27 protein-coding genes and 1 tRNA gene are annotated in these 26,866 nt (G+C 58.8%); 17 read left to right on the forward strand and 11 right to left on the reverse strand.

Features of this window, described 5'->3' with window-relative positions:
* Positions 1-2: 2 nt before the first annotated feature.
* A complete protein-coding gene (locus tag JKP78_RS20330) occupies positions 3-1,355 on the reverse strand; it encodes an APC family permease (RefSeq protein WP_170031531.1) in 1,353 nt (450 codons plus the stop codon).
* A 445-nt stretch (positions 1,356-1,800) separates the two neighbouring features.
* Here JKP78_RS20330 and JKP78_RS20335 point away from each other — a divergent pair, with 445 nt between their 5' ends.
* A complete protein-coding gene (locus JKP78_RS20335; protein WP_200627415.1) occupies positions 1,801-3,309 on the forward strand; it encodes a YdgA family protein in 1,509 nt (502 codons plus the stop codon).
* Between the two features lie 234 nt (positions 3,310-3,543).
* A complete protein-coding gene (nadA, locus tag JKP78_RS20340) occupies positions 3,544-4,602 on the forward strand; it encodes a quinolinate synthase NadA (RefSeq protein ID WP_200627417.1) in 1,059 nt (352 codons plus the stop codon).
* 120 nt (positions 4,603-4,722) lie between these two features.
* Here nadA and JKP78_RS20345 read toward each other — a convergent pair whose 3' ends face one another.
* Complete coding sequence (locus JKP78_RS20345) at positions 4,723-6,159, reverse strand: M48 family metalloprotease (protein WP_186687913.1); 1,437 nt, start codon at positions 6,157-6,159, stop codon at positions 4,723-4,725.
* Between the two features lie 122 nt (positions 6,160-6,281).
* Here JKP78_RS20345 and JKP78_RS20350 point away from each other — a divergent pair, with 122 nt between their 5' ends.
* Positions 6,282-6,521 carry a sulfurtransferase TusA family protein gene (locus tag JKP78_RS20350; RefSeq protein ID WP_012273752.1) on the forward strand — a complete coding sequence of 80 codons (240 nt, stop codon included), beginning with the start codon at positions 6,282-6,284 and terminating at the stop codon, positions 6,519-6,521.
* 20 nt (positions 6,522-6,541) lie between these two features.
* Positions 6,542-7,612 carry an AI-2E family transporter gene (locus tag JKP78_RS20355; RefSeq protein ID WP_170031519.1) on the forward strand — a complete coding sequence of 357 codons (1,071 nt, stop codon included), beginning with the start codon at positions 6,542-6,544 and terminating at the stop codon, positions 7,610-7,612.
* A gap of 116 nt (positions 7,613-7,728) precedes the next feature.
* Here the strand turns inward: JKP78_RS20355 and JKP78_RS20360 are convergent, their stop codons facing one another.
* Together JKP78_RS20360 and JKP78_RS20365 are read right to left on the reverse strand one after the other, a co-directional pair.
* Entirely contained in the window at positions 7,729-8,202 is a 474-nt protein-coding gene (locus JKP78_RS20360) for a peroxiredoxin (protein WP_170031516.1), read from the reverse strand.
* Positions 8,203-8,211: 9 nt separating this feature from the next.
* The gene (locus JKP78_RS20365) at positions 8,212-8,772 is read right to left on the reverse strand and encodes a glycine cleavage system protein R (RefSeq protein ID WP_013973793.1); all 561 of its coding nucleotides are present in this window, start codon (positions 8,770-8,772) and stop codon (positions 8,212-8,214) included.
* A 259-nt stretch (positions 8,773-9,031) separates the two neighbouring features.
* On the opposite strand from JKP78_RS20365, the gene dapA reads away from it, so the two are divergent.
* From dapA to JKP78_RS20405, 8 genes are all read left to right on the forward strand, one after another.
* Positions 9,032-9,919 (forward strand): 4-hydroxy-tetrahydrodipicolinate synthase, encoded by an 888-nt coding sequence (dapA, locus tag JKP78_RS20370; protein WP_170031514.1) that lies wholly within the window; start codon positions 9,032-9,034, stop codon positions 9,917-9,919.
* A 15-nt stretch (positions 9,920-9,934) separates the two neighbouring features.
* Positions 9,935-11,056 carry an outer membrane protein assembly factor BamC gene (gene bamC, locus JKP78_RS20375; protein WP_170031511.1) on the forward strand — a complete coding sequence of 374 codons (1,122 nt, stop codon included), beginning with the start codon at positions 9,935-9,937 and terminating at the stop codon, positions 11,054-11,056.
* Complete coding sequence (locus tag JKP78_RS20380; RefSeq protein ID WP_170031508.1) at positions 11,057-11,815, forward strand: MBL fold metallo-hydrolase; 759 nt, start codon at positions 11,057-11,059, stop codon at positions 11,813-11,815. It abuts the gene before it with no gap.
* A 30-nt stretch (positions 11,816-11,845) separates the two neighbouring features.
* On the forward strand, positions 11,846-12,556 hold the full coding sequence (purC, locus tag JKP78_RS20385; protein WP_004375217.1) for a phosphoribosylaminoimidazolesuccinocarboxamide synthase: 711 nt from the start codon (positions 11,846-11,848) through the stop codon (positions 12,554-12,556).
* A gap of 91 nt (positions 12,557-12,647) precedes the next feature.
* Positions 12,648-12,737: transfer RNA gene (locus JKP78_RS20390), tRNA-Ser, on the forward strand.
* A gap of 247 nt (positions 12,738-12,984) precedes the next feature.
* Entirely contained in the window at positions 12,985-14,067 is a 1,083-nt protein-coding gene (locus JKP78_RS20395; RefSeq protein WP_176717417.1) for a DNA-processing protein DprA, read from the forward strand.
* A gap of 16 nt (positions 14,068-14,083) precedes the next feature.
* On the forward strand, positions 14,084-15,217 hold the full coding sequence (locus JKP78_RS20400) for an HAD family hydrolase (RefSeq protein ID WP_065759241.1): 1,134 nt from the start codon (positions 14,084-14,086) through the stop codon (positions 15,215-15,217).
* 477 nt (positions 15,218-15,694) lie between these two features.
* On the forward strand, positions 15,695-16,300 hold the full coding sequence (locus JKP78_RS20405; RefSeq protein WP_065759242.1) for a YagK/YfjJ domain-containing protein: 606 nt from the start codon (positions 15,695-15,697) through the stop codon (positions 16,298-16,300).
* A gap of 103 nt (positions 16,301-16,403) precedes the next feature.
* Here JKP78_RS20405 and JKP78_RS20410 read toward each other — a convergent pair whose 3' ends face one another.
* Positions 16,404-17,234, reverse strand: a complete 831-nt coding sequence (locus JKP78_RS20410; RefSeq protein ID WP_200627419.1) for a TonB family protein — start codon at positions 17,232-17,234, stop codon at positions 16,404-16,406.
* 35 nt (positions 17,235-17,269) lie between these two features.
* Positions 17,270-17,488, reverse strand: a complete 219-nt coding sequence (locus JKP78_RS20415) for a hypothetical protein (protein ID WP_125862923.1) — start codon at positions 17,486-17,488, stop codon at positions 17,270-17,272.
* Between the two features lie 102 nt (positions 17,489-17,590).
* Between JKP78_RS20415 and JKP78_RS20420 the strand changes: the two genes are divergently transcribed.
* A complete protein-coding gene (locus JKP78_RS20420) occupies positions 17,591-17,848 on the forward strand; it encodes a helix-turn-helix domain-containing protein (protein ID WP_200627421.1) in 258 nt (85 codons plus the stop codon).
* Positions 17,849-18,135: 287 nt separating this feature from the next.
* Positions 18,136-18,753: a recombinase family protein gene (locus tag JKP78_RS20425; RefSeq protein ID WP_065759245.1), complete on the forward strand. Its 618-nt coding sequence runs from the start codon at positions 18,136-18,138 to the stop codon at positions 18,751-18,753.
* A 120-nt stretch (positions 18,754-18,873) separates the two neighbouring features.
* Here the strand turns inward: JKP78_RS20425 and JKP78_RS20430 are convergent, their stop codons facing one another.
* The 3 genes from JKP78_RS20430 to JKP78_RS20440 form a co-directional block, all read right to left on the reverse strand.
* On the reverse strand, positions 18,874-20,376 hold the full coding sequence (locus tag JKP78_RS20430) for a tyrosine-type recombinase/integrase (protein ID WP_065759246.1): 1,503 nt from the start codon (positions 20,374-20,376) through the stop codon (positions 18,874-18,876).
* A 178-nt stretch (positions 20,377-20,554) separates the two neighbouring features.
* On the reverse strand, positions 20,555-20,827 hold the full coding sequence (locus JKP78_RS20435) for a DUF3077 domain-containing protein (protein WP_186676016.1): 273 nt from the start codon (positions 20,825-20,827) through the stop codon (positions 20,555-20,557).
* Positions 20,828-20,965: 138 nt separating this feature from the next.
* Entirely contained in the window at positions 20,966-21,229 is a 264-nt protein-coding gene (locus JKP78_RS20440; RefSeq protein WP_200627423.1) for a hypothetical protein, read from the reverse strand.
* A gap of 461 nt (positions 21,230-21,690) precedes the next feature.
* Between JKP78_RS20440 and JKP78_RS20445 the strand changes: the two genes are divergently transcribed.
* A complete protein-coding gene (locus tag JKP78_RS20445) occupies positions 21,691-21,882 on the forward strand; it encodes a YhfL family protein (RefSeq protein ID WP_046616491.1) in 192 nt (63 codons plus the stop codon).
* Between the two features lie 328 nt (positions 21,883-22,210).
* Positions 22,211-23,848, forward strand: coding sequence for a malate dehydrogenase (quinone) (gene mqo / locus JKP78_RS20450; RefSeq protein ID WP_186687899.1), 1,638 nt, complete (start codon positions 22,211-22,213; stop codon positions 23,846-23,848).
* A 167-nt stretch (positions 23,849-24,015) separates the two neighbouring features.
* Here mqo and JKP78_RS20455 read toward each other — a convergent pair whose 3' ends face one another.
* Positions 24,016-24,351, reverse strand: a complete 336-nt coding sequence (locus tag JKP78_RS20455; RefSeq protein WP_186687896.1) for an ArsR/SmtB family transcription factor — start codon at positions 24,349-24,351, stop codon at positions 24,016-24,018.
* Between the two features lie 50 nt (positions 24,352-24,401).
* Here JKP78_RS20455 and xenA point away from each other — a divergent pair, with 50 nt between their 5' ends.
* On the forward strand, positions 24,402-25,493 hold the full coding sequence (xenA, locus tag JKP78_RS20460; protein WP_200627425.1) for a xenobiotic reductase XenA: 1,092 nt from the start codon (positions 24,402-24,404) through the stop codon (positions 25,491-25,493).
* 123 nt (positions 25,494-25,616) lie between these two features.
* Here the strand turns inward: xenA and JKP78_RS20465 are convergent, their stop codons facing one another.
* Positions 25,617-26,864 (reverse strand): NAD(P)/FAD-dependent oxidoreductase, encoded by a 1,248-nt coding sequence (locus JKP78_RS20465; protein ID WP_200627427.1) that lies wholly within the window; start codon positions 26,862-26,864, stop codon positions 25,617-25,619.
* Positions 26,865-26,866 lie beyond the last annotated feature (2 nt).

Genomic DNA, 26,866 nt, shown 5'->3' on the forward strand with positions numbered 1-26,866 from the left:
GGTCATTCAGCGATGTAGTTGGGCGGGGCGTCCCGGAACGCCTTGGTCAGCCAGGCCAGGTACAACAGGCCGAGCAGCGCCCAGACCCCACCGAACAGCAGCGAGTTGGCATTCAGGTCGAGCCACAGCGAGACGATGATGCAGAAGCCGATGGTGGGCACCACCAGGTAGGTCAGCTGGTTGGCCAGGCCCTGGCGCTTGCCTTCGCGCAGGTAGCAATGGTTGATCACCGACAGGTTGACGAAGCTGAACGCGACCAGTGCGCCGAAGTTGATGATCGAGGTGGCGGTGACCAGGTCGAAGAAGATCGCCGACAGCGAGATCAGCCCGACCACGGCAATGTTCAGCACTGGCGTCTTGTAGCGCGAATGCAGGCGGGCGAACAGGCTGGCCGGGATCACGTTGTCGCGGCCCATCACGTACAGCAGGCGCGACACGCTGGTTTGCGAGGCCAGGCCCGAGGCGATGGTATTGATCACCGTACAGGCGATGAAAATCGACTGGAACAGCTTGCCGCCGACATACAGGGCGATTTCCGGCAGGGCCGCTTCATGGTCGTGGAAGCGTGCCATGGTCGGGAAGTAGGCCTGGATGAAGTACGACACGGTGATGAACACCACGCCACCGATCAGGGCGGTGAGGAAGATTGCCCGCGGGATGGTCTTGCCCGGGTCGCGGGTTTCTTCGGACAGGCAGGTGACGGCGTCGAAGCCGAGGAACGAGAAGCACAGGATGGTCGCACCGGCGGCCAGGGCGCTGAGCTGGGTCTGGTTGTCGGCGAACGGCAGCAGGCTCCAGGCGGTACCCAGCCCTTCACCCTCGCCCAGGCCGCGCACGCACAGGTAGATGAACACGGCGATGATCGCCACCTGCACCGCCACGAACAGCAGGTTGAAGTGCGCCACCAGGTTCACGCTGCGCATGTTGATCAGGCTGATCAGGGTGACGAAAGCGGCCACCCACATCCATTCCGGTACTTCCGGGAACATGGCCGAAAGGTACAGCTTCGCCAGCAGCGCGTTGACCATCGGCAACAGCAGGTAGTCGAGCAGCGACGACCAGCCGACCAGGAAGCCCATGTGCGGGTTGATGGCGCGCTGGGTGTAGGTGTAGGCCGAGCCCGATTGCGGAAAGCGTTTGACCAGGGTGCCATAGCTCACGGCAGTGAACAGGATCCCGGCCAGCGCCAGGATGTAGGCGCTGGGTACGTGGCCGGCGGTAATCCCGGAGACGATACCGAAGGTGTCGAAGACGGTCATCGGCGTCAGGTAGGCCAGGCCGATGATGATCACGTGCCAGAGGCGCAGGGTTTTGCGCAGTTGGCTGTTGCCGGAAACGCTGTAGTCAGGCTGCATGCTGGCATGGCTCCTGCGACGGGGCGTAAACGACGGGCACGGGATATTGCGCATGCGGCAAGGGCGAGCGGGTGGGCTCCATGTTGTTCACCTTTTATGTCGGAGCGGCGGGAGGCGCGGGGGGAGCGCGCAAAGTGGTGAAAATAAAAAACGATGCGTAGGTTGGTGTCAAGTTAAACATGACAAAATGTTACTGATTTGAAATATGTGTCGATCAAAACAGGTTTTTGTTCGGTTTTTGCGCGTTTTTTTGCGATTTTGATCAATTTGTGTGTTCGTAAAAATTTACAAGTAGTGAGCCGCCTTGCGGCGAATGTCAGGCCTTTCCCAAAACGCAATTTCTCCAGCTGGCCCAGCGCCATGCCTGGGGTTGCAGTGGTACTCTTGGCGTCCTGCGGCCCAGGGCCGCATACGAACCCCTTACGGACAGCAATCGGTTCTATTCATGAAGAAATCAGTTGGCATCCTTTCCGGCCTGGCTATCGCTATTGCCGTCGCAATCCCCGCTGGCGCCTGGTACACCGGCAAGCAGCTTCCCACAGAGCTCGACAACGCCCTGTCGCGCAGCAACGCCGAACTCGACAAGGCGCTGGTGAGCACCGGCGGCAGCATGAGCATCGAGCGGGTGTCGCTGGAGCAGCATTGGTTCAGCAGTACCGCCCAGTACCGGCTCAAGGCCCGGGACATCCGCCTGGGTGATGGCGAGGTGCTGAACTTCGACGTAGGCGTGACCGACCAGATCGAGCACGGCCCGTTCCCCTGGTCGCGGGTCAAGGCGTTCAAGCTGATGCCGGTGCTGGCATTCAGCAGCAGCACGCTGCAGAAGGACGACACCACCGCGCCGTGGTTCGCGGCCGCCGGCGAGCAGGCTCCGGTCAGCGCGCAGACCAGCCTGGGTTACGGCGGCAATGTGACCAGCCTGATCCAGCTGGCGCCGGTCAAGCTTGATGAAGCGGACGGCAGCCGCCTCGACTTCTCGGGCATGCAGCTGCAGGTCAGTGGTGACCAGCAAGGCAAGGCCTCGACCTTCAGCGGCCAGGCCGACCGTTTGCTGATGAAGCTGGTAAGCGATGACCAGCCGCCAGCCACGGTCGAGCTCACGGGCCTGAAGCTTAATGGCCAGTTGTCGGCTACCGGGCACGAGGCCATCTATGTGGGCAACGTCGACCTGGCGCTGGCCGAAACCAAGGTCACCCTGGGGCCCAAGCAGCAGGTGCTGCTGGTCAAGGGCCTGCAGCAGAATGTCCGGCAAACCCTGGAGGGGGCGGACACTGTCGGTGGCCGCGTGGAGTACAAGGTCGAGGATATCCGCTGGGATGACCGGGCGGTGGGCAAGGCGCAGATGGCGGTAAGCGTTTCTTCGCTCAATGCGCCGGCGCTGCAGGCGCTGTCGGCGTGGTACCAGTCGCACCTGCCGGAGTTCGAGGCCGCTGCAGCCGCCGGCGAGCCAATGCCGGAAATCCAGATGGACGAGGCAGAAAAAGCCCGGTTCCAGGCCGACCTGCAGAAGCTGCTGGCCGCCAAGCCGCGGGTGGCGGTGGAAAACCTGTCGTTCAAGACTGCCAATGGCGAAAGCCGCTTCGACCTGTCGATGGGCTTTGCCGCCCCGGCCAGCTTCGACCTGCCACCCGATCAGCTCGGCAAGCAGCTGATCACCGAGGTGAAGAGCAAGCTGTCGCTGTCCAAGCCGATGATTGGTGACCTGGCGACCTTGCAGGCGCTGCTGGACGGCCAGACCGACGCCCAGGCCATCGCACTGCAATCGAGCCAGGCCGGGGAAATGGTCGGCGTGATGGCGCTGCAGAGCGGCATGGCCACGGTGCAGGGCACCGATGTGGTGAGCAGCCTGCACTATGCCGACGGCATGGTCGATTTCAACGGCCAGAAGATGACCGTGGAAGAGTTCGCCATGCTCATGGCCTCGCACCTGGCGGCCATGTCGCCGCAGGGTTGATCGCTTCTCCTGTGCCGGCCTCTTCGCGGGCGTGCCCGCGAAGAGGCCGGCACAGGCAACACAAAAACCGCTTTAGAAATCGCTGGATTATCTGTAGCCTTCGGCCTCCGATAATAATCCGCGCCCGCAGAGGGCCGTGGCGGCCTGCATGCCGTCCGGCACCCTTAGCCGATCTGTCAGGGCCGGGTGATACACTCGATTTGACGCGCGCACGCGCCTGCAGGTCCAGCGATCATGACCCAGATTTCCGAACGCCTGTTGGTTCAGGCCCACCTCGACGCCAAGCAGCCCAGCCCGCTGACAGCCGAGCAGGAGGCCGAGTACCGTGCGGCCATCGCTGCCGAGCTCAAGGCCCAGAACGCCGTGCTGGTCGCCCATTACTACTGCGACCCGGTCATCCAGGCGCTGGCCGAAGAAACCGGCGGCTGCGTATCCGACTCGCTGGAAATGGCCCGCTTCGGCAAGAACCACCCAGCGCAAACCGTAGTCGTTGCCGGTGTCCGTTTCATGGGCGAGACGGCCAAGATCCTCACCCCGGAAAAACGCGTGCTCATGCCGACCCTGGAGGCTACCTGCTCGCTCGACCTGGGCTGCCCGGTGGAGGAGTTCTCGGCCTTCTGCGACCAGCACCCCGAGCGCACCGTGGTGGTCTATGCCAACACTTCCGCGGCGGTGAAAGCCCGTGCCGACTGGGTGGTGACTTCAAGCTGCGCGCTGGAGATCGTCGAAAGCCTGATGGACAACGGCGAAACCATCATCTGGGGGCCCGACCAGCACCTGGGCCGCTACATCCAGAAGCAAACCGGTGCCGACATGCTGCTGTGGGACGGTGCCTGCATCGTCCACGAAGAGTTCAAGTCGCGCCAGCTGGCCGACATGAAAGCGCTGTATCCGGATGCCGCGATCCTGGTGCACCCTGAATCGCCGGAGGCGGTGATCGAGCTGGCCGACGCGGTCGGTTCTACCAGCCAGCTGATCAAGGCTGCCCAGACCCTGCCGAACAAGACCTTCATCGTCGCCACCGACCGCGGCATCTTCTACAAGATGCAGCAGTTGTGCCCGGACAAGGAGTTCGTCGAAGCCCCGACCGCCGGTAACGGCGCGGCGTGCCGCAGCTGCGCGCACTGCCCATGGATGGCGATGAATACCCTGGAGCGGGTGCTGGATTGCCTGCGCAAGGGTACCAACGAGATCTTCGTCGACCCGGCACTGGTGCCGAAGGCGATCAAGCCGCTGAACCGCATGCTGGACTTTACCCAGGCGGCACGACTGAAATTGTCTGGTAACGCTTGAGATTGCTGGGGCCGCTTTGCGCCCCTATCGCGACACAAGGCCGCTCCTACAAGGGGATCGCATAGCCCCTGTAGGAGCGGCCTTGTGTCGCGATAGGGGCGCAAAGCGCCCCCGGCATCTTCAGCGCCCCATCATCTCCCGAACCATGCGCTGCTGTTCCATGATCTCGCGCTGGCGCTGGTCAATCTGCGAGGCCAGCGGGAAGTTTCCGCCAGCCCGGCGCTTGGCGTAATCCAGCTGCTGGATCGCCTGGTCAAAATCGCCTACCAGCGTGAAGTATTCAGCCCGGGCTCGGTGCAGGCCGATGGTATTGCCCGACAAACCGCGCACTTCTGCCATGTCGTACCAAACGTCCGGGTCATCCGGGCGACTTTTCACCAGCTCGTTCAATACCTTTTCGGCCTCGGCAGGCTTGTTCTGCTTCACCAGCAGATCGGCACGTACCTGCTTCAGTGGGTAGTTGTCCGGGTACAGCCCCTGCATGCGCTCGGCCCGCTGCTGTGCATCGGCCAGGCGATTGTTGGTGATGTCCAGGTCTATTTGCGCCAGGTTGTAGGTGATGTCGTTAGGCGCTTTGGCCAGCAACGGCTTGAGGTTCTCCCGCGCTTCGTTGAGCTGGCCGCCTTTGATCTGCGCCAGTGCCAGGCCGTAGCGCGCGGCGTCCAGCTTCGGGTCTTCATCCAGCTGGGCGCGGAAGCGCTTGGCCGCCAGCCCTGGGGTGCCTTCGTAGGTCAGTGCCACCCGCGCGCGGATCAGCTGGTAGCGCATGCTGTCCTCGACGCCGCCCTTGGGTGCCTGCTCGGCACGGTTGCGGGTGTCGGCGATACGCGACTCGGTCACCGGGTGGGTCAGCAAAAACTCCGGCGGCTTGGCGTCATAGCGGTATTGCCGCGCCAGGCGCTCGAACATGGTTGGCATGTTGCGCGGGTCGTAGCCGGCCTTTTCCAGGTTCTGGATGCCGATGCGGTCGGCTTCCTGTTCGTTCTGCCGCGAGAAGCGGCGCTGTTCCTGGATCGCCGCCGCCTGGGTGCCGGCGATCACGCCGATACCGGCATCGCCACCGCCGCCGGCTGCCAGCACGATACCGGCCAGCAGCGCCGCCATCATCGGCAACTGCATGCGCTGCTGGGCCTCGACGCCGCGGGCGAAGTGGCGTTGCGACAAGTGCGCCAGTTCGTGGGCCAGTACCGAGGCGTACTCGCCTTCGGTCTGGGCGTTGAGGAACAGCCCGCCGTTGACCCCGACGATGCCGCCCGGGGCCGCGAAGGCGTTCAGTTCGCGGCTGTCGATGAGGATGAATTCCAGGCGCCGATCCTGCAACTGGCTGGTTTCGGCCAGGCGGTACACGCTGGTTTCAACATAGTCCTTGAGCTGCGGATCGTTCAGCTGGTTGACCTGGCCACGCAACAGGCTCAGCCAGGCGCGGCCAAGCTGGTGTTCCTGTTGGGGCGAGACGATTGCGGAACTGGCGTCGCCCAGTGATGGCAGGTCGTCTGCATGGCCAGGGAGGGCCAACAGGCAGGCCAGCGTCAGCAGGGTAGGGCGCAGTAGATTCATGCATGAAACTCGCGTCGGTCAAAGATACCTACTGTAGCGGGCTCACACGTTGGCGACCAGTGGCGCTATCCTAGCCGACCCAACCAGGCCGCAGCCTGGCAACGCCTTTGGAGAGCCCCGCAATGAGTGACACCCTGACCTGTGACGCCGAGCTGGACGCCAGCGGGCTGAATTGCCCGTTGCCGCTGCTCAAGGCCAAGATGGAGCTCAACCGCCTGGCCAGCGGCGCGGTGCTCAAGGTGATCGCCACCGACGCCGGTTCGCAACGCGACTTCCGCACTTTCGCCCAGCTGGCCGGTCATACCCTGCTGCAGGAGACGGCCGAGGCTGGCACCTACACTTACTGGCTACGCAAGGCCTGAGTCTTTCCCAAGGATCGTCAATGTTCAAAGTGCTTCGCGACTGGATGCAGCGCTACTTCTCCGATGAGGAAGCGGTGGTGCTGGCGGTCTTGTTGTTCCTGGCTTTTACCGCAGTGCTTACCCTGGGTGGCATGCTCGCGCCGGTACTGGCAGGCATGGTGCTGGCGTTCCTCATGCAGGGGCTGGTCAATGCCCTGGAGCGCCTGCGGGTGCCGACCCGGTTGGCGGTGCTGCTGGTGTTCGCCCTGTTCATGGGCGCGCTGGCCGTGTTCATGCTGGTGCTGGTGCCGCTGCTGTGGCATCAGCTGATCACCCTGTTCAACGAGCTGCCAGGCATGCTCGGCAAATGGCAGTCGCTGCTGTTGCTGTTGCCCGAACGCTACCCGCACCTGGTGTCGGACGAGCAGGTGCTGCATGCCATCGAGTCGGTGCGCGGGGAAATCGGCAAGTTCGGCCAATGGGCACTGACCTTCTCGCTGTCCAGCCTGCCGCTGCTGGTCAACGCCATGATCTACCTGGTGCTGGTGCCGATCCTGGTGTTCTTCTTCCTCAAGGACCGCGAACTGATCGGCCGTTGGGTCAGTGGCTACCTGCCACGCCAGCGCACCCTGCTGAACCGCGTGGGCAGCGAGATGAACCGGCAGATCGCCAACTATATCCGCGGCAAGGGCATCGAGATCCTGATCTGCGGCATTGCCACCTACATCGCCTTTATCAGCCTCGGGCTCAACTATGCCGCGCTGCTGGCCCTGCTGGTGGGGCTGTCGGTGGTGGTGCCGTACGTGGGGGCAGTGGTGGTGACCGTGCCGGTGACCCTGATTGCGTTGTTCCAGTGGGGCTGGGGAGACCAGTTCATCTACCTGATGACGGTGTACGCGATCATCCAGGCGCTGGACGGCAACGTGCTGGTACCGCTGCTGTTCTCCGAGGCGGTGAGCCTGCACCCGGTGGCGATCATTTGCGCGGTGCTGCTGTTTGGCGGGTTGTGGGGGTTCTGGGGGATCTTCTTCGCGATCCCGCTGGCGACCTTGATCAAGGCCGTGCTGGATGCCTGGCCGCGGCAGGAGCCTAGTGTTTCGCCGATGCTTTGATGTAATTGGGGCCGCTTTGCGGCCCTTCGCGGGCACGCCCGCTCCCACAGGTTCCGGCTCGATTTCTGTGGGAGCGGGCGTGCCCGCGAAGGGCTGCAAAGCAGCCCACAGCAATCTCAAGCCTTGTTCAGGGCCTGGGCAGCAGCCAATACGGCATCCACATGCCCCGGCACCTTCACCCCACGCCATTCCTGGCGCAGCACACCGTGCTTGTCGATCAGGAAGGTGCTGCGGTCAACGCCCAGGTATTCCTTGCCATACAGCTTCTTCAGCTTGATCACGTCGAACAGCTGGCAGAGGGCCTCGTCCTTGTCGCTGATCAGCTCGAACGGGAAGCCTTGCTTGGCCTTGAAGTTCTCGTGCGACTTGATGCCGTCGCGCGACACGCCGAACACCACGGTGTTGGCCGCGGCAAAGGCGTCATGCTGGTCGCGGAAACCCTGGCCTTCGGTGGTGCAGCCTGGCGTGCTGTCCTTCGGGTAGAAGTACACCACCACCTGGCGGCCCTTGAGTTGGCCCAGGCTCACGGTTTGCCCGCTGGTAGCCTGGGCCTGAAAATCGGCGACCGGTTGGTCGAGTGCTACGGCCATGGTGGCTCCTTACATGGGGTTCTGTGGGCGCCAGGGCTCGATCAGCGCGTCCAGGTTCAGCGCATCGGCAAAGTCCAGGAACTGGTCACGCAGCCAGCTGATCTGGGTACCGGCCGGCAGGATCACGGTGAACTGGGCATTGAGCATGCTGCTGCCGGTTTGCGGCGCCAGGTAGGTGTCGCAGGTCATGGCTTCCAGTTCGACGCGGTGGTCGAGGAAGAACTGGCACAGCTCGTTGATGATGTCCGGGCGGTAGGCGGCGCTGACATAGGCCACGTAGGGCAGGGCCTGCGGGCGCACTTCCTGGTCGGCGCTGCGCACCACGTCCAGGGTCAGGCCGTGCTTCTTGCCCAGGCCCGGCAGCATGGCTTCGAGGCGTGCCAGGGCATCCCAGCTGCCGCCCACCTGCAGTACCAGGGCGCTGGTCTCGCCGTGGCGGCTCAGGCGCGAGGTGACCACCGCGCAGCGGTTCTCGAACGCAGCGCGGCTGAGGACGTTGGCCAGTTCCATGGGGTTCGGGCCCAGGGCACTGATGACAAGGAATTGTTCGCGGACGGTGGGGGTGGACATGCAGCATTCCTAAAGCGATGAGCGGTCGGCACAGGACGGGCGAAAGCCTCCTGTCGGCAGGGCCCGGGGCTCGCATGCGAGGTCGTGGACGCTGGCGGGGAGCAAGGTCGACGGCCCGGCGGGCCGCGCTGCACCGATCAAAGCATCAAGGGTAGCGAAATAAGGCGCCGAGGGGAATGCTCCGCCCGCCTGCTTCGCTTGTGCAAGGTCGATGCCCCCAGTACCATTACCGCTCTCTTTTTCCGGCAGGAGCAGTTACATGATTGCGGGCAGTATGGTGGCGTTGGTCACTCCCATGGATGCACAAGGGCGTCTTGACTGGGACAGCCTCGACAAACTTGTAGACTTCCACCTGGAAAACGGCACCCACGCGATCGTCGCTGTCGGCACCACTGGCGAGTCGGCCACGCTGGATGTCGAAGAGCACATCCTGGTCATCAAGCACGTGGTCGAGCGGGTCAAGCGCAGCAGCCGCCGCGTCCCGGTCATTGCCGGCACCGGTGCCAACTCCACCGCCGAAGCCGTGCACCTGACCCAGAACGCCAAGAGCGCCGGTGCCGACGCCTGCCTGCTGGTCGTGCCGTACTACAACAAGCCGACCCAGGAAGGCCTGTACCAGCACTTCAAGCACATTGCCGAAGCCGTCGACATCCCGCAGATCCTCTACAACGTACCCGGCCGCACCTCCTGCGACATGCAGGCCGAGACCGTGATCCGCCTGTCGAAGGTCAAGAACATCATCGGCATCAAGGAAGCCACCGGCGACCTGGCCCGCGCCAAGGCCATCCTCGATGGCGTCGACAGCGACTTCATCGTCCTGTCCGGTGACGACCCGACCGCCGTCGAGCTGATCCTGATGGGCGGCAAGGGCAACATTTCCGTCACCGCCAACGTCGCCCCGCGCGAAATGGCCGACCTGTGCGAGGCCGCCCTTGCGGGCAATGCCGAGAAGGCCCGCGCAATCAACGAAAAACTCATGCCGCTGCACAAAGACCTGTTCTGCGAGTCCAACCCGATCCCGGTGAAATGGGCACTCGTCGAAATGGGCCTGATGCAAAAAGGCATTCGCCTGCCGCTGACCTGGCTGAGCGAAGGCTGCCACGAAAAAGTCCGTACTGCCTTGCGCCAGTCCGGCGTACTGGTTTAAGAGGAAGTACACCGCATGAAGCGACTGGCTGGTCTTTCCGCCCTTGCCCTGATCATTTCCAGCACCAGTGGGTGTGGCTGGCTGTGGGGCGAGGATGGCTATTTCCGCGACCGCGGCAGCGATTACCTGCAGGCGCACCCGACCGCGCCGATGCAGCTGCCGCCGGACGCCAGCAACATCAAGCGCCTTGACCCGCTGCTGCCGATTCCGCGTAACGTCGCCGACGACAACGCCACGGGCGAGTTCGAGGTGCCGCGCCCGCAACCGTTGACCGGCGGCGCCGCCCAGGTCACCGACTACAGCCTGCAGCGCAGCGGCAGCAGCCGTTGGGTGCTGGCCCAGCACTCGCCGGCCGAAGTGTGGCCGGTGGCGCGCCAGTTCTTCGAGGACAATGGCTTCCGCATCGCCGAAGAGCGCCCGCAGACCGGTGAATTCAACACCACCTGGCAGCGTTTCGACGAACTGTCGGCCGCCCTCGGCCAGCGCCTGGCCAGCACCGCCAGCAGCAGTGACAGCGAAGTGCGCGTGCGGGTGCGCATGGAACCTGGCGTGCAGCGCAACACCTCCGAAGTGTACGTGGTCAGCGTCGAGCGCCCGGCGGGCAGCACCGCCGAGCCGGACTTCCCGTCCAGCTCCAGCAATACCGCCGCTGATGCCCTGCTGGTCGACGAAATGCTCGCCAGCATGAACCGCAGCGCCGAGAAGGGCGGTTCGGTATCGCTGCTGGCCGCGCGCGACTTCGACGCCCCCAGCCGCGTCAGCCTGAGCGAAGATGGCAGTGGCAACCCGGTGCTGTACCTGGGCGCCGACCTGGACCGTGCCTGGTCCAGCGTGGGCCGTGCCCTGGAGCAGGGCGGCCAGTGGCGCGTCGAGGACATCAACCGCAGCCTGGGCCTGTACTACATCAACCTGTCGGAAAAGCCCGAAGACAAGCAGAACGAGCCTGGCTTCTTCGGTCGCATGTTCGGCAGCGAACCGACCAAGGAAGAGCGTGAAGCCCGTGCCGAGCGTTATCAGGTACGCCTGAGCAAGGTGGGTGACAGCGTGCAGGTCACGGTCGAGAAGAACATCAACACCGTGGCCCCGGCCGATGTCGCCCGCCGCGTGCTCAGCGCCATTCAGGACCACCTGGGCTAAGTGCGCTTCGCGGTACTCGGAAGCGGCAGCCAGGGAAACGGCACGCTGATCGCCAGTGGTGACACGTTCATCCTGGTCGATTGCGGCTTTTCCCTGCGCGAGACCGAGCGGCGCCTGGCGCTGCTCGGCGTGTTGCCGGCCCAGCTCAGTGCGGTACTGGTCACCCACGAACATGCCGACCACGTGCATGGGGTCGGCTTGCTGTCGCGGCGCTACAATGTACCGGTCTACCTCAGCCAAGGGACCTTGCGCGGCTTGCGCAAACCGGTGGAGGTGGCCGGTTTTCTCGCCTGTGGCGACAGCCTGCGTATCGGCAGCCTGGAGGTGAGCGCGGCACGCGTCGAGCACGATGCCTACGAACCACTGCAATACGTGGTCGGCGACGGCCAGCGGCGCTTCGGCATGCTGACCGACCTGGGCTCGTACGACGCCCGCCTGCTGGAGCGTTACCAGGGCCTGGATGCACTGCTGATCGAGGCCAACCACTGCCGCGACCTGTTGGCGCGTGGCCACTACCCGGCCTTCCTCAAGCGGCGGGTGGGTGGCCTGCAAGGGCATTTGAACAATCACCAGGCCGCGCGCCTGGTGCACGAGTTGGGCTGGAGCAACCTGCAACACCTGGTGCTGGCCCACCTCAGCAGCAAGAACAACCTGCCACACTTGGCTCGCCAGTGCTTCGTCGACACCCTCGGGTGCGACCCGGACTGGCTCCAGGTGGCGAATCAGGAACACGGGCTCGACTGGCGTGAAATCGCCTAGCCCAACACCTCAAGCAAGCGGAGCCCAATCATGGAAAAACGCGACGAACTCTACCGCGGCAAGGCCAAATCGGTTTACAAGACCGACGACGCCGACCGCTTGATCCTGCTGTTCCGTAACGACACTTCGGCGTTCGACGGCAAGCGCATCGAACAGCTCGACCGCAAAGGCATGGTGAACAACAAGTTCAACGCCTTCATCATGCAGAAACTCGAAGAAGCCGGCGTGCCGACCCAGTTCGACAAGCTGCTGGGCGACAACGAGTGCCTGGTGAAGAAGCTGGACATGATCCCGGTCGAGTGCGTGGTGCGCAACTACGCCGCCGGCAGCCTGGTCAAGCGCCTGGGCGTGGAGGAGGGCATCAAGCTGGAGCCGTCCACCTTCGAACTGTTCCTGAAGAACGACGAGAAGGGCGACCCCTTCATCAACGAATCCCACGTTGTCGCGTTCGGCTGGGGCACCGCCGAGCAACTGGCGGAAATGAAAAAGCTGTCGCTGAAAGTCAACGAAGTGCTGAGCAAGCTGTTCGATGACGCCGGCCTGCTGCTGGTCGACTTCAAGCTGGAGTTCGGTGTATTCCACGGCCAGATCGTGCTGGGCGACGAGTTCAGCCCGGACGGCTGCCGCCTGTGGGACAAAGAGACCCGCAAGAAGATGGACAAGGACCGCTTCCGCCAGGGCCTGGGCGACGTGATCGAAGCCTACGAAGAAGTTGCCAAGCGCCTGGGCGTGCCGCTGTAAGCGCTACGTTCACGCAAGCGCCTGATACCACGCGATTTTTTTGAAAAAAAGATTTGCCTTTCAAAAGAACGCTGGTATGATGCGCGGCATTGGAGAGATGCCGGAGTGGTCGAACGGGACGGATTCGAAATCCGTTGTACTGGCAACAGTACCTAGGGTTCAAATCCCTATCTCTCCGCCATATATGAAAAGCCCTTGTAACTCAATGAGTTTCGAGGGCTTTTTCTTTTCCGTTGTACTACTAATTTGTACCACTCGTGCAGGACCCTTGTTGGGCATTCTGTTGGTATATGGCAAGATGTTGCTGGGCCTCATGTGCCGCCTCTGCAGCGTCGGTGCATAGCGGTATGGTATGGTTCATATGTTTGCGCAAACGTCCGGCTAACCTAGGAATCAGGTTGGCATCAGCACTGAAGGCATGCCCACCCATGGATGAGAAGGATTACTGGCGATCTGAAAAGGTTGCGTTTCTCGCACTGTGTCAGTTGAAGGGGATAGGCTATTGGACGTTGCGGAAATGGTCTGATGCGGGTCTCAGCTTCAAAGACGTTCTGCGTGATCCTGTCCGATACGGCTTCGAGAAATCAGTTTCGTCCATCTCCCCTGACTCGTTGGTTCCTAGCTTCAACGATGCGCTCAACAACGTGTGGGCATCGGGCCTGTCTCTTGCTCGTCAGCTTGCATCTATCAATGCGATGCTTGTTTTTAGGGATGAGCCAGATTTTCCGGTAAGGCTACGTGAGATCAATGACCCACCCGCTTGGCTGTTTGTACAGGGGAAAATTGATAACTTATATGGGCCAACCGTAGGTATTGTAGGGACCCGTGAACCAACGCCGCAGGGTATTTTTCTAACTCGGATGGCAGTGGCGTCTTTGTACGGCATTGAGATATCTACCGTAAGTGGTTTAGCCCTGGGGATTGATCAGGCTGCCCATGTGGAGTCCTTGAATAGTAGAATTCCAACGATTGCTGTGCTTGGCACGGGTATATTGGAAAATTACCCCAAGAATTCTCAAGCACTACGTAGCACAATTCTGAGTAACGGCGGTACGGTTGTCACTGAGTATCTTCCGTATCAAAGTCATAGTGCGGAAAATTTTGTTCGTCGTAATCGAATTCAGGCTGCTTTGTCCGATGTCCTGATTCCTGTCGAGTGGAAGATAAAGAGCGGTACGGCACACACTGTCCGTTACGCCAAGGCATATGGGAAGCGTGTCTTCAGCGTTTCACTGCCGTATCAGGATAATCGTACGCCTGAGTCTGCATTCATCATTGATGAATGTCACGGTGCTTTGTTTGTTCTTCCAAATCAATCTGATGTGATGTGTCACATAATTGGGACGTTGTCGGAGAGCTCTATCTCCGAGCCAGCGGATGTTCCCGCACCAGAACATGTGCTGGTTGAATATGAGGTCTCCTCTAGCGCGGATGTAACTGTGGTTGAGAAACCAGGTGAAGTAGATGATCAGACAGAAGTCGAGAAGTCTGGCCAGCTCCCACTAATTTGATCAAGGATGACAAGATATGCTCGCTCTGATTGTTTCTCCCGCAGCCTTGTATGAACGCGGAAACTTTTCCCAAAAGGCCCTAGATACGCTGGGGGGCATTAGAGCTCAGGGGACCCCTGTGTATGTTGTTACAAATCAGGGGGTGCCAGATGGTCTAGTTAAGATTTTGAATGGTCTTCATATTGTTTATGTGCATGCTAAGGCACGTCAGACAGGAAATCCGGTTCGGGAAATAGCGCAGTCGCTCAAAATTAATCCGCATGACGTCATGGTTCTTGCTGTCAATGAGGTTGATATGCAGATGGCCAAGACTGGAGGGGCTATTCTAATCGAAGGGGCATGGTCTACTGATAAGCGTGTTGCAGGCCTCGGTATTAAAGTTGATACCATAGACCAATTGCGTGAAGTTATTGATGTTACACGGGGTTGGACTAGTCAATGGTGGTACAAGGGTGAGGGTAGTGCTTACGACGTGCGGGCTTTGGTTGATCTTTCCAGTAATCGTTATGTAAGTGATGATCAGGCCGCTTTTGCACGGAAGGTCACCAATACTGCTAAGAGCGGTGGTGCGAGATTAACTGCTCTGCTCGCTATCGCTTGTCGATCTCTGAAAATGGATAATGTTCTTGATGGAAAGTTATTTTGGGGTGTGTTTCCATCTTCTGCGAGTTCTAATGATGATACGGAAGTTCTAAGTGATTTCGTACAGCGGCTTCGTACAGCGGCTTCCAGTGTTCATTTTGCTAAACGTGGCGAACCCCTGTTTATCCGCCATACGCATTCCGTGAAGCGTTCTACTTCGAATGTTGGGGATCGTACCGATCCCAGCAACCAAATCGAAACATTGCACCTTAATCCAGCTTACAAATCGCAACTCAAGGGACGCAATGTTATTGTTGTGGATGATTGCACTACGTATGGTGTTTCTTTTGCTGTTGCCGCTGCGTTCTTGTACGCTGCCGGTGTTAAAAAAGTAGTCGGTATAGCATTGGGTAAATTCGGGAATCGACTAGAGCATGCGACCATCAGTATTGCGACTAGTCCATTCGAGGTGGTTTCTCGTGGTGGTTATCAAATAGTTTCGAGGGAAGGTTTTCGTGAAACTAATGACCCGAATGCTCAGGCAGTGCTGCAGGCGATAATTTCTTAGTGCAGCGCTCCCGGTATTGATTCTATCAAACCTGAGCTCTTTGATTGATGCCGTAGGTTCGTATAGCGGTAATCGGTTTGTATCATTTTCAGGTGGGCTTTAATTAAGGGGGCTCGAATGTTTAGTTTGTGGAGAAAATGTGCTAAATTTTTTCACATCGCTACCCCTGTTTTCTCCATCAGATAATCGAGCGTAGACCTGGCAAGCCGTGAGCCTTGCTGGATTTTCGTCCTGTATATAATTACTATCTAAGTATGGATGCTGTCCGGTCCTCCTTTCTGTGTGGGCGATAGGGGCGGGTTAGACGTTTGGGTATTGGTGGTCTTGGGTAGTGTTTCATTCTTTAAAATAACGAAAAGCGAGGATTCACGTTTTGAATTTAAACGATTGACGATTACTGTAACTTATTCTGATGCGTACAGAGGATATCCGATAAACGCATGTAAACACCGTAAAAGGGGTATTGTCACAGACATAATGGGGCGAATCATTGACCAAGTCGAGGCTTTGCTCAGTTGGTATTCTAGGGTTACCGTCATCCGAATCGACTGCCATTTTCCGAAGGGCTGGAAAATTGATCGTAAGCTAGAAAATGATCTGATGTCTAATTTCACCAAGATGCTTAAATCGAAACTGCGTACCAAGGAATGGTTGGGGCACGACAAACTGATTTCTGGGTGGGCCTACGAAGTTGGTAGTAAAGAGAAGCGCGGGCACTACCATTTCTTTATGGGTTTTGAGGCTCTGTATCTACGCCTGGGTGGTTTTTATGGTGGGGTCTATACCGGCATATGGGGTCTTGTTAAAGATTGCTGGGAACGCATTGTGGGCGGTCATATACAAATTGCTGGATCCCATACTGTTAATAGGTCGAATGTGTCTCAGATTCATAGTTGTGTGAAACGCCTTAGTTATCTTGCAAAGAAGCGAGATAAACAGTTTGGTTCAGGCCTCACAGCTAAAAACTATGCCTTGTCACGATTGAAGCGAAAAACACTTGTTAAATCTGACCCTCGCCGAGTGTGCATAATTGAACGTCACGCAAGCGTCCGGAGAGGTGATTTGAGCAGTTTTATCGACTAACCAAGGCATACCCAGCGGCTAGATGTGAATCCCCCTGTAACGGCCCTATAGGGGCTAACAGGGGGCTCCTAAAAATATCTTCGATGGGTTAGTGTGGTGATAGTTACAGTGTCAAATCAGATGTTGTAAAATCCATGCTGAATGAGGCATATCGAGCGCGTGCATCACTACTCAAGTCCTGCAGTTCTGGCAATGTTCCGATATTTTCAACTGCATTAACGGCGGATTGATCATAAGCTTGGTCGCCGCTGGTTTTTGAAACGACAACCGATGTGATTTTACCGTCATCCCTTATTGAGATTTGTAGTCTAACCGACATGTCTTTACGAGCGGATGCCGGGCGAACCCAACCTTCGGCAGCTTGCATTTTGATTAGCTGCTCAAAATCACCAGACATATCCGCAGTCTTTGGTGTTTTAGGTTCTGCGCCGATCATTGCAGCGAGTTGTGGAAATGCCAGACAATTGTTCGCATATACACCCAGGCCGAACTCTACTCGCCTGCATTGGAAGTACATAGTAGAGCCCGGTTTGACATGCGCTGCGAACTGAAGGCTACTTTGCATTCCGGCAATTTCTATATTGTAACCAACTTGCTTCCAAGGCCAGGGCTGAAAACGGTCTAAAATCATGGTTACTGCGTAACTTGTGCCTTGATCAACAACAAGATACACCCCCATGTTATCAGCTAGAACCTTATCAACTCGACCATAGTAAACACGGGGAGAATCATACGCCAACCGAGCACCTGCTTGGTTATTTCTCCAGTCATCAACAATCGTCCTTGTGTTAATGGCGGTTTTGAAATTCCAGCCTGTGGTGTTTATCATTTCCTGTAGTCTATCATTGAAAACAGATACATCCCCAGGTGTAAAGCCCTCACCGTACGCTACACCCGAGAACAAGGCGCACAACACCAGTACCCTAACTTTCATGAGATTTCCCTAGCTCAACAAATCAACATTTAAATTCAGACAGCAGCTTGTGTACGAAGACGTTTTAGGGTTTTCGGCATTCCCAACAAAAAAACCACAAAGGCTATCAACCAAACCACAGAGCAAATCAGGACACCAACTGCAAGCGCCTGCCGAACGTTCCACACCATGCCAAACTGGAAAGCAAAAATTCCGCCAATTGCAGCAAGCGGTAAGCTGGAAGAAGCTAGAAACAGAGCCATGTAGGTCTTCAACGTACGTCTCCACGGAATCAGGCAAGAAATTACCAGTATACTGTGAAGACGATCTAGCATCCATCGCTGACATTGACTGACTTTTCAGTCGGAGTCAGAAAGGTGGAAATTGGCCTAGCCTTTGGGACAGTTCTACGTCAGAAACGCAAGGCAGCAGGGCTTACCCAAGAACAACTGTCATACGAAGCTGACATTCAGAGGAATTACGTCAGCCTGATCGAGCGTGGAGTACACCAGCCTACGGTAGCAGTGCTGTTCAAGCTGGCACGCGCCCTGAACTGTACCCCGGCCTCATTTATCAGTGAGGTGGAACTGCTGATGGCTCAATCGACTCCAGTTTCTGCCGCCACTCAGAAATAGCTTAAGTCTCTCCAAGAAGACCAGTGGCTGACGCGCGTCCCGTCCTGCAATTGAACATTTGTCGTCTGCGAGTTTGTGTCTCCGCCCTCGCGATCTCGTCTCCGCAAAGCACGCAACGCCATACATCGTCATGACCGATCCGAAGGCTGTCACTCTGATTATCACATAGGTCTACTTTTCTAGTAGTCCGGCACCCTCTCGTTTCGACCTATCGAAAGCCTATTGCAGATAGCTATATGATCGAATTATCATAGGTCTATCAAATTCAACCATAAAGGATAATAAAATTGAAATCACATCTTTACCTTCGAGCCAGCACCAAAGACCAGGATGCATTGAGGGCCAGAGCTAGCCTAGAAGCATTCGTGGCTGAGAAAGGCCTTACTGTTGCTGGCGTATATTCCGAGAACGTCAGTGGGACAACGTTAGATCGTCCTGAACTGATGCGGTTGCTGGATAAGGCTCAGGCTGGTGAATGCATCGTTTGTGAAAGCGTTGACCGTCTCAGTCGTCTGTCTCAGTCGGATTGGGAAGCGCTGAAGGTCAAGATCAAAGCCAAGGGGTTGCGATTGGTGATTGCAGATTTACCAACAACTCACATGCTGATTGAAGACAAGGGGATGACAGGTCAGATCATGGAGGTAATCAACAGCATGCTGTTGGACCTCATGGCGACGATGGCTCGTCTTGATCAAGAAAAGCGTGTCGAACGAATTAAACAAGGTTTGGAAAACAAACGCCTTACGGACCCAAGCTGGACACCGAAGGGTAAGGGGAAGAATGTCGAAAAATGGACAAAGGTTCAGATGCTCATGTCTAGGCATCCAACAATGTCTGCGGCGGATATAGCCAAGCTGGCTGATGTAGGCGTTGCAACGGTTTATCGAATCAAGCGGGGGAGCTAACCCCCCCCTATGGCCGGGGGAGGGTAGAATTTCAAAGGTTCCATATATCACTGGTAGAGACTAGTGGGTACATGTACCCGGTTCTCTTGTTGGGATGGCGTGTATTGCCGACTTCAATGATTAGTCAGTTAGTCCTTGTGGATTTGTCGCGCTGGCGTTGTGGGGCGGTTTCAGTCGTGGTAGCTTGGAAATTGCTTTAAATTTCTGTTGTGGACTTGCACCTTGACTGTAAACATCAAACGTCACTGTGCCCGTCTCGTGGCCGACGATTTCTGCGATCAATGTGCCAGGGACATTAGCCCTCAGTAGTTGTGTGACCACAGTCCCCCGGATGCTGTGAAAGACATGCTGTTTGCCAAACCCATGGGCTGTCTTGAGCCGACCGAATGCTTTTGAAAATGGATCAGACCTATTCTTGTACTTGTTACGGCTCTTAGAATTTATCAAGAAACCGTCAACTGAATCCCTCTGCAATCGCTTCACGATTGGTTTGAGCGCGGGATGTATTGGGACATATCGAATGCCGGCAAACGTTTTGCTGTCAGGTATATCAAAGCATTGAACACCCTCGACGTTTATAACGTTCTCTGTGGTCAATTTACATAATTCTTCTATGCGAGCCCCTGTATATACCCCTAAAAGGATTAGGTCTGCTAGAACGTGCAGTCCACGTTTTGTGGCAGCTTCGTGTAGCATTCCCAAGTCATCAACGCTGAAATCTTTCCGTTTGCTGGCAGCCTTGGCCTTGCCGCGCACCCTGGGAAGATCATGGTTTTCGAAAGGGTTTACCCTATCTTTATAATCGGCTCGCCAAGGTTCGTCGTAACGATTAGCCCATTTCCAAAATACACTTCCCGCTAATAGGTACTGTGTCAGGGTTTTGCTTGCCAAATCAAGCGAGCTCAACCAGGACGCTACCGTATCGGTGTCCAGAGGGGCTTGATTGCTTGTAAGGTAATCCGACAGTTTTTGTAGTTTCGACTCTTGCTGATCAACGGTTTTCAGGGCGATGTTCTTGCCGAGCCTATAAGCCCGAAACGAATTCAGCCTAGCTTTCGTCAGTGGAGATTTTTTCCGGTAACTCGCTGGCGAGTCAATCAGTGATATCAGTTCCTGCTGTTGATCCATGGTCAGGCTGTGCTTTTTGCTGAATGCACGTTCAAGCATCACTTTGAAACCGGCGTTCAATGCATCTTGTAAGTGCAGATCACTCGCAATGTCATTGTCAGCCTGCATGCTCTCCCATCCTTCAAGCCGGGCCACCAAGTCAGGGTTGGCTTGTTTGAATGCCTGAACGTCTGCATCGGAGACTGCAACAGGGGGCACAGTCTCGCCAATCGCTGCACGCTTCTGCCTCTGGGTTAGCGTATCAATTTCGGTCGTCGCAGCAACGATAGCTTCCTGCCACCCTTCAGGTGCTTCCTGCGCCTTACGGGCGCGTTGGATTTGGTGTCGCCAAAGGGCTAGATGTGCGTGACTGGCATGCACTGCCTCAGTGCGTGACGCAGTCTTCAATGACTGTACGAAAACCTTTTTCCCAATGGGCTTTTGAACATCCACGGGAACGGCCAGGCGTACATACCAAGTCGATTCGCCCCGCTTTCTGAAGATGAAATCCGCCATAGTGCCGCCGAAATTGAAAGCTGAATTGTACTACTCATTTGTACTACTTTGTAGCTGTGAGACCTATTTTCTATAGGTTTGCTGGGGTGGGTTTCACTTGGCTGAGGGTCCCTATCTCTCCGCCATACAAGATGAAGCCCCTGGAAGCGCAAGTTTCCAGGGGCTTTTTCGTTGTGGCTTATTTTTTCATCATCCCCAATTCGGCATCGTCCAGCAGCGCCTTCGCCATCGCACTGAGGTAATGCGATGCCCAGATCAGTTTCTGGTCGCCGTCCATCAGACCGGTGATGATCAGGTCGTGGACATACCCCATCAGTTCGGAGGCCTGTTCGCGGGCGTCCTGGCAGGGGATGCCGGGTGCGATGCGGAATAGCGGGTGGGTGTTGTTTTCGCCTTGGTAGAAGCAGGTCTTGCCGGCTGTGGTGGGTTGCTTTGTGTCGTCGGTGGGCATTGTTTTTCTCCCTGGAATCTTGGGTGTCTGGGCCGGCCTCTTCGCGGGTGAACCCGCTCCCACAGGTACGGCGCAGTACTTGAGGGCAATGATTACCTCCTGTGGGAGCGGGTTTACCCGCGAAGAGGCCAGACCTGCTTAGTGCAAGGTGCGTGGCTCAGCCGGTAAATGGGCCTGCATCTGCAATTGCATCAATGCCGACTCGACCAGCCCCTGTACCGCTTCCATTTCATGAATAACGGCCTGCATCACAATCGAACTTGGCGCAGCGGGTTTGAGTTGCACGGATTGGCGAGCGACGAACAGCGCGCAGAGTACGTACTCTGTGGATTGGACCAGGGTGTCTTGCAGCGCCTGGGTGGAGTCGAGGGAGTGGGGTGGATCGGGGACCATCTTGCGCATACACATCTCCAGGATCATTGGAGCCGCCGCGAACTTGCTGTCAAACAAGAGGGTGGCAGCTGTACATGGGTTGACAGACCGAGGATCCCGGAGTAACTCGGCGCACACGAGGTGCCCCACGTACAGCCGCCATAAACAGTGCACGTGTGCGGGAAATTGTCGGCCTGTCAAAGCCGGTCGTTGAATTCGCAACGACAAGCCGAGACTAGAGCGCGACTTAATCCGTCGCAACCGTTTGAGCGGTTTGGCAGTATGTTTGGGAAATTGCCTACATGGAAGGGGATTATTCTGAGTTTCGGTTGTAGGCCGGGGGCCGCTTTGCGGCCCATCGCGACACAAGGCCGCTCCTACAACAGCAACTAGCGAGCGCACATTGCGACTTGGATCCAAGGCTCGGGTTCTGTATCATCCCGGCGCCATCAGAATGATGGCCGAAAATGATTTCATATAAAGGATTTAGTATGAAAAAGCTGTTCAAGGCTACCGTAGCCGTTGCTGTCGTTTCGGGTGTTGCCCTGCTGTCGGGTTGCACTGGCCAGGTTTACAACCAGCCGAAAAACTGCAGCTACGACTACCTGTTCCACCCTTCGGTTTCCATCTCCAAGATCATCGGTGGCTGCGGCCCGATCGATAAACTGCCTCAGCAGCAGTAATCTTGGCGGTACCCTGATCGCGACGCTTGCGGCGTGATCCAAGGCCCCCGGTCATGTACATGGCCGGGGGTTTTTGTTTGCCGGCGCGGCAATCCGTCACTGGGGCAACCCGCCGCCTTGACGCGCCGGGCGGCAATTTGTTTGTGCTGGCAATTCGGTTACAATCCGGAAAAACGATTCAGCGCTGTCGGTCAATTCGACGAAAGGCCGGGTCGTTTTCTGGTTCTCTGGCTGCTGAACAATGATCACAACAAGCCTGCGCTGAAGAACACGCGTTACCTGGGCCAGCCACAGGCCCGCCCTCCGTTCTCCTGACTGGAATTGATCAATGTTCAAGAAAGCTGGCAAGACCTTGCTGGGCCTGGCTGTCGCTGCAAGCTGCATGCAAGCGTACGCCGCAGAAACCAAGAAAGTAGACGTGCTGCTGGTCGGCGGCGGCATCATGAGCTCCACCCTGGCCGTGTGGCTGCACGAGCTGGAGCCAAGCTGGTCGATGGAAATGGTCGAGCGCCTGGACGGCGTGGCCGAAGAAAGCTCCAACGGCTGGAACAACGCCGGTACCGGCCACTCCGCACTGGCCGAGCTGAACTACACCCCGGAAGACAAAGACGGCAACGTCAACATCAGCAAGGCCATCGAAATCAACGAGGCCTTCCAGATCTCCCGCCAGTTCTGGGCCTGGCAGGTGCGCCAGGGCGTGCTGAAGAACCCGCACTCGTTCATCAACACCACGCCGCACATGAGCTTCGTGTGGGGCGATGACAACATCAAGTTCCTCAAGAAGCGTTACGACGCGCTGCAAGCCAGCCCGCTGTTCCGCCCGATGCAGTACTCCGAGGACCACGCGCAGATCGCCAAATGGGTCCCGCTGATGATGGAAGGCCGCGACCCGAACCAGAAGCTAGCCGTGACCTGGACCCCGATCGGTACCGACGTCAACTTCGGCGAGATCACCCGCCAGTTCGTCGGCCACCTGAAAACCCAGGACAACTTCGACCTGAAGCTGTCCAGCGAAGTGCAGGACATCACCCGCAACAAGGATGGCTCCTGGCACGTCGAGTACAAGAACCTGAAGGACGGTACCGAGTCGGCCACCGACGCCAAGTTCCTGTTCATCGGTGCCGGCGGCGGCGCACTGAAGCTGCTGCAGAAGTCGGGCATTCCTGAAGCCAAGGAATACGCAGGCTTCCCGGTGGGCGGCTCGTTCCTGGTGACCGAGAACCCGACCATCGCCATGCAGCACATGGCCAAGGCCTACGGCATCGCCTCGACCGGCGCGCCACCCATGTCGGTACCGCACCTGGACACCCGTGTGCTGGACGGCAAGCGGGTGATCCTGTTTGGCCCATTCGCCACCTTCTCGACCAAGTTCCTGAAGAACGGCTCGTACCTGGACCTGCTGAGCAGCACCACCACCCACAACGTGTGGCCGATGACCAAGGTCGGTATCGACCAGTACCCGCTGGTCGAGTACCTCGCTGGCCAGCTGATGCTGTCTGACGATGACCGCTTCGAAGCCCTGCGTACCTACTTCCCGAACGCCAAGAAGGAAGACTGGAAACTGTGGCAGGCCGGCCAGCGCGTGCAGATCATCAAGCGTGATGCCGAGAAGGGCGGTGTGCTGAAGCTGGGCACCGAAGTGGTTGCCTCCGAAGACCGCACCATTGCCGGCCTGCTGGGCGCTTCGCCAGGTGCTTCGACTGCAGCTCCGATCATGCTGAACGTGCTGGAAACCGTGTTCAAGGACAAGGTCGCTACCCCAGAGTGGCAGGCCAAGATCAAGCAGATCGTGCCAAGCTACGGTACCAAGCTGAACGACTCGGCAGCGGCCACCCAGAAAGAGTGGAACTACACCGCAGAAGTGCTGCAGCTGGAGAAACCACCGGTGATCGACGCCAGCGTCGGTACCACGGTTGCACCGAGCCAGCCGGCGGAAAGCAAGCCTGAGAACGACATGGCGCTGTAAGCGGCCATCGTTGTCAAAGAAGCCACGGGGGAAACCTCGTGGCTTTTTTGTTGCCTGTTCGGGCCCTTTCGCGGGTAAACCCGCTCCCACAGGGATAGCGCCAAGCCTGTGGCCAACGCGGTCCGTGTGGGAGCGGGTTTACCCGCGAAGAGGCCGGCACAGGAAAATCATTGCTGCCGCAGAATGCAGTCCAGCAACCCGGGGAAGCGCTCTGCCAGCATCTCGCTACGCAGCGAATTCATGTGGGTCGTCCCGACATTGCGGGTATGCACCAGCCCCGCATCCCGCAGCACGCGAAAGTGGTGGGACATGCTCGACTTCGGCCGGCCGCCGTCCAGCTCGCCGCAGCTGGCTTCGGCCACGCCCGCCAGGTGGCGCACGATGCCAAGGCGCACCGGGTCGCTCAGGGCATAGAGCAGGCGTTCGAGGGTCAGGTCTTCGGAATTGGGATGTTGGTAGGCTCGCATGAGCATCATGATAACGGGGCTATCATTAATTGCCATAGTTCGATTATGATCGAACAATCGTAATCACATAGCCCTGGAGCTTGCCTATGTCCGCTCTGTTCGAACCCTACACCCTCAAGGATGTCACCCTGCGCAACCGCATCGCCATTCCGCCCATGTGCCAGTACATGGCCGAGGACGGCATGATCAACGATTGGCACCATGTGCACCTGGCCGGCCTTGCCCGCGGCGGTGCCGGCCTGCTGGTAGTCGAAGCCACTGCGGTGGCGCCGGAAGGGCGTATCACCCCCGGTTGCGCCGGGATCTGGAGCGATGCCCACGCCCAGGCCTTCGTGCCGGTGGTGCAGGCGATCAAGGCCGCCGGTGCCGTGCCGGGTATCCAGATTGCCCACGCCGGGCGCAAAGCCAGCGCCAACCGCCCGTGGGAAGGTGACGACCACATTGCCGCCGACGACGCGCGCGGTTGGGAAACCATCGCCCCGTCTGCCATTGCCTTCGGCGCGCACCTGCCGAAAGTGCCACGGGAGATGACCCTGGACGACATCGCCCGGGTCAGGCAGGACTTCGTCGATGCCGCACGGCGTGCGCGTGAGGCCGGTTTCGAGTGGATCGAGCTGCACTTTGCCCATGGTTACCTGGGCCAGAGCTTCTTCTCCGAACATTCCAACAAGCGCACCGACGCCTATGGTGGCAGCTTCGACAACCGCAGCCGCTTCCTCCTGGAAACCCTGGCGGCAGTGCGCGAAGTGTGGCCGGAGAACCTGCCGCTGACCGCGCGCTTCGGGGTGCTGGAATATGATGGCCGCGATGAGCAGACCCTGGAAGAATCGATCGAGCTGGCGCGCCGCTTCAAGGCTGGTGGCCTTGATTTGCTGAGCGTGAGTGTCGGTTTCACCATTCCCGAGACCAATATCCCGTGGGGCCCGGCGTTCATGGGGCCGATTGCCGAGCGCGTGCGCCGTGAGGCGAAGCTGCCGGTAACGTCGGCGTGGGGCTTCGGTACGCCGCAACTGGCGGAAGCGGCGCTGCAGGCCAACCAGCTGGACCTGGTGTCGGTAGGCCGGGCGCATCTGGCGGACCCGCACTGGGCTTATTTCGCCGCCAAGGAGCTGGGGGTGGAGAAAGCCTCCTGGACCTTGCCGGCGCCTTATGCGCACTGGCTTGAGCGTTATCGCTGAGGCATGAAGGGGCTGCTTTGCAGCCCATTCGCGGGTAAACCCGCTCCCACAGGATCTCCACTGCCCTCAAGGCCTGTGCGATCCCTGTGGGAGCGGGTTCACCCGCGAAGAGGCCAGCACGGGCTAAAACCGATCCAACCGGTAAGCCACCATCTCCGGTCCACCGGCCATCTCAGCCAACCTTCCCACCCATTCCGCTGTCAGCGCCGCCTGGGTCAGCCCCAGGTGCTGATGCCCGAACGCCAGCAGCACCCGCCCATCGCACACCCGGTCGATCACTGGCAACGAATCTGGCAGCGAAGGCCGAAACCCCATCCACGGCGTCGCCCCTTCGGCATTCAGTTCCCGCTGGAACAAGCCCTTGCTCAAGCGGTGCAACTGCCAGGCCCGCTGCATGCTCGGCGGTGCCTCCAGCCCGGCGAACTCGACCGTGCCCGCCAGGCGCAAGCCCTCGGCCATGGGCGTCATGATGAACTTGCGCTCCAGTGAGGTGACCGCAAACGGCAGGCGCTGCTGCTCGCCCGGCAGCATCAGGTGGTAGCCGCGCTCGGTATCCAGCGGTACGCGCTTGCCGGTCAGCGCGCCGGTCAGCCGCGCAGAATGCGCGCCACAGCTGATCAACACCTGGCGCGCACTGAGTGCGCCCTGGTCGCTGGCCAGGTTGACCCCGCCGCTGTGCAACTGGCCACCCTCGACTTGCGCCTGGACAAAACGCACGCCACTGGCCTTGGCCGCTTCGAACAGCTCGCACACCACCCGGTAAGGGTCGATGAAGTGCCCGGTACGCGGAAAGAACAACCCACCCAGCAGCGACGAGTTGAGCTGTGGCGCCGCTGCGCGCACGTTTTGCGCCGACCACAAGTCGACCGGCACCGCCTGCTGTTGCATGCGGGCGCGCAGGGCCTCCAGTGCCGCACGCGATTCGGGCCGCTCGAACACCAGCAGCGAGCCATCTTCGCGGAACAGCGCGCTGCGCCCGATCGAGCCCAGCAGCCGCTGCCAGGCGGCCAGGCTGCCTTCGTTCAACTGGCGGATACCGGCCACGCTGCGCTGGAACGGCGCCGGGCGCAGGTTGAGCAGCAGCCGGGTGAACCAGGGCATGGCCCTGGGCAGGTACTTCCAGTCCAGGCGCAGCGGGCCCATCGGGTCCAGCAGCATGCGTGGCAGGCGCTTGAGGATCGACAGGTCGGCAATCGGGAACACCTGCTCGGTAGCCAGGTGCCCGGCATTGCCGTAGGACGCGCCGTGGCCGGGTGCCTGGCGGTCGATCAGCATGACCCGGCGCCCCTGGCGGGCCAGTTGCAAGGCGCAGGCGACACCGACAATGCCGGCGCCGACCACGGCGATATCGCTTTCACGGTTATCGAGCATGC

The sequence above is a fragment of the Pseudomonas sp. LAM2023 genome (assembly GCF_016620375.1).
GTDB lineage: Bacteria > Pseudomonadota > Gammaproteobacteria > Pseudomonadales > Pseudomonadaceae > Aquipseudomonas > Aquipseudomonas anuradhapurensis.

Bases quoted from the DNA above. Each gene is read 5' to 3' on its own strand.
- JKP78_RS20330 (WP_170031531.1), bottom strand. From the start codon at position 1,355: ATGCAGCCTGACTACAGCGTTTCCGGCAACAGCCAACTGCGCAAAACC.
- JKP78_RS20335 (WP_200627415.1), top strand. From the start codon at position 1,801: ATGAAGAAATCAGTTGGCATCCTTTCCGGCCTGGCTATCGCTATTGCC.
- nadA (WP_200627417.1), top strand. From the start codon at position 3,544: ATGACCCAGATTTCCGAACGCCTGTTGGTTCAGGCCCACCTCGACGCC.
- JKP78_RS20345 (WP_186687913.1), bottom strand. From the start codon at position 6,159: ATGAATCTACTGCGCCCTACCCTGCTGACGCTGGCCTGCCTGTTGGCC.
- JKP78_RS20350 (WP_012273752.1), top strand. From the start codon at position 6,282: ATGAGTGACACCCTGACCTGTGACGCCGAGCTGGACGCCAGCGGGCTG.
- JKP78_RS20355 (WP_170031519.1), top strand. From the start codon at position 6,542: ATGTTCAAAGTGCTTCGCGACTGGATGCAGCGCTACTTCTCCGATGAG.
- JKP78_RS20360 (WP_170031516.1), bottom strand. From the start codon at position 8,202: ATGGCCGTAGCACTCGACCAACCGGTCGCCGATTTTCAGGCCCAGGCT.
- JKP78_RS20365 (WP_013973793.1), bottom strand. From the start codon at position 8,772: ATGTCCACCCCCACCGTCCGCGAACAATTCCTTGTCATCAGTGCCCTG.
- dapA (WP_170031514.1), top strand. From the start codon at position 9,032: ATGATTGCGGGCAGTATGGTGGCGTTGGTCACTCCCATGGATGCACAA.
- bamC (WP_170031511.1), top strand. From the start codon at position 9,935: ATGAAGCGACTGGCTGGTCTTTCCGCCCTTGCCCTGATCATTTCCAGC.
- purC (WP_004375217.1), top strand. From the start codon at position 11,846: ATGGAAAAACGCGACGAACTCTACCGCGGCAAGGCCAAATCGGTTTAC.
- JKP78_RS20395 (WP_176717417.1), top strand. From the start codon at position 12,985: ATGGATGAGAAGGATTACTGGCGATCTGAAAAGGTTGCGTTTCTCGCA.
- JKP78_RS20400 (WP_065759241.1), top strand. From the start codon at position 14,084: ATGCTCGCTCTGATTGTTTCTCCCGCAGCCTTGTATGAACGCGGAAAC.
- JKP78_RS20405 (WP_065759242.1), top strand. From the start codon at position 15,695: ATGGGGCGAATCATTGACCAAGTCGAGGCTTTGCTCAGTTGGTATTCT.
- JKP78_RS20410 (WP_200627419.1), bottom strand. From the start codon at position 17,234: ATGAAAGTTAGGGTACTGGTGTTGTGCGCCTTGTTCTCGGGTGTAGCG.
- JKP78_RS20430 (WP_065759246.1), bottom strand. From the start codon at position 20,376: ATGGCGGATTTCATCTTCAGAAAGCGGGGCGAATCGACTTGGTATGTA.
- JKP78_RS20435 (WP_186676016.1), bottom strand. From the start codon at position 20,827: ATGCCCACCGACGACACAAAGCAACCCACCACAGCCGGCAAGACCTGC.
- JKP78_RS20440 (WP_200627423.1), bottom strand. From the start codon at position 21,229: ATGCGCAAGATGGTCCCCGATCCACCCCACTCCCTCGACTCCACCCAG.
- JKP78_RS20445 (WP_046616491.1), top strand. From the start codon at position 21,691: ATGAAAAAGCTGTTCAAGGCTACCGTAGCCGTTGCTGTCGTTTCGGGT.
- mqo (WP_186687899.1), top strand. From the start codon at position 22,211: ATGTTCAAGAAAGCTGGCAAGACCTTGCTGGGCCTGGCTGTCGCTGCA.
- JKP78_RS20455 (WP_186687896.1), bottom strand. From the start codon at position 24,351: ATGGCAATTAATGATAGCCCCGTTATCATGATGCTCATGCGAGCCTAC.
- xenA (WP_200627425.1), top strand. From the start codon at position 24,402: ATGTCCGCTCTGTTCGAACCCTACACCCTCAAGGATGTCACCCTGCGC.
- JKP78_RS20465 (WP_200627427.1), bottom strand. From the start codon at position 26,864: ATGCTCGATAACCGTGAAAGCGATATCGCCGTGGTCGGCGCCGGCATT.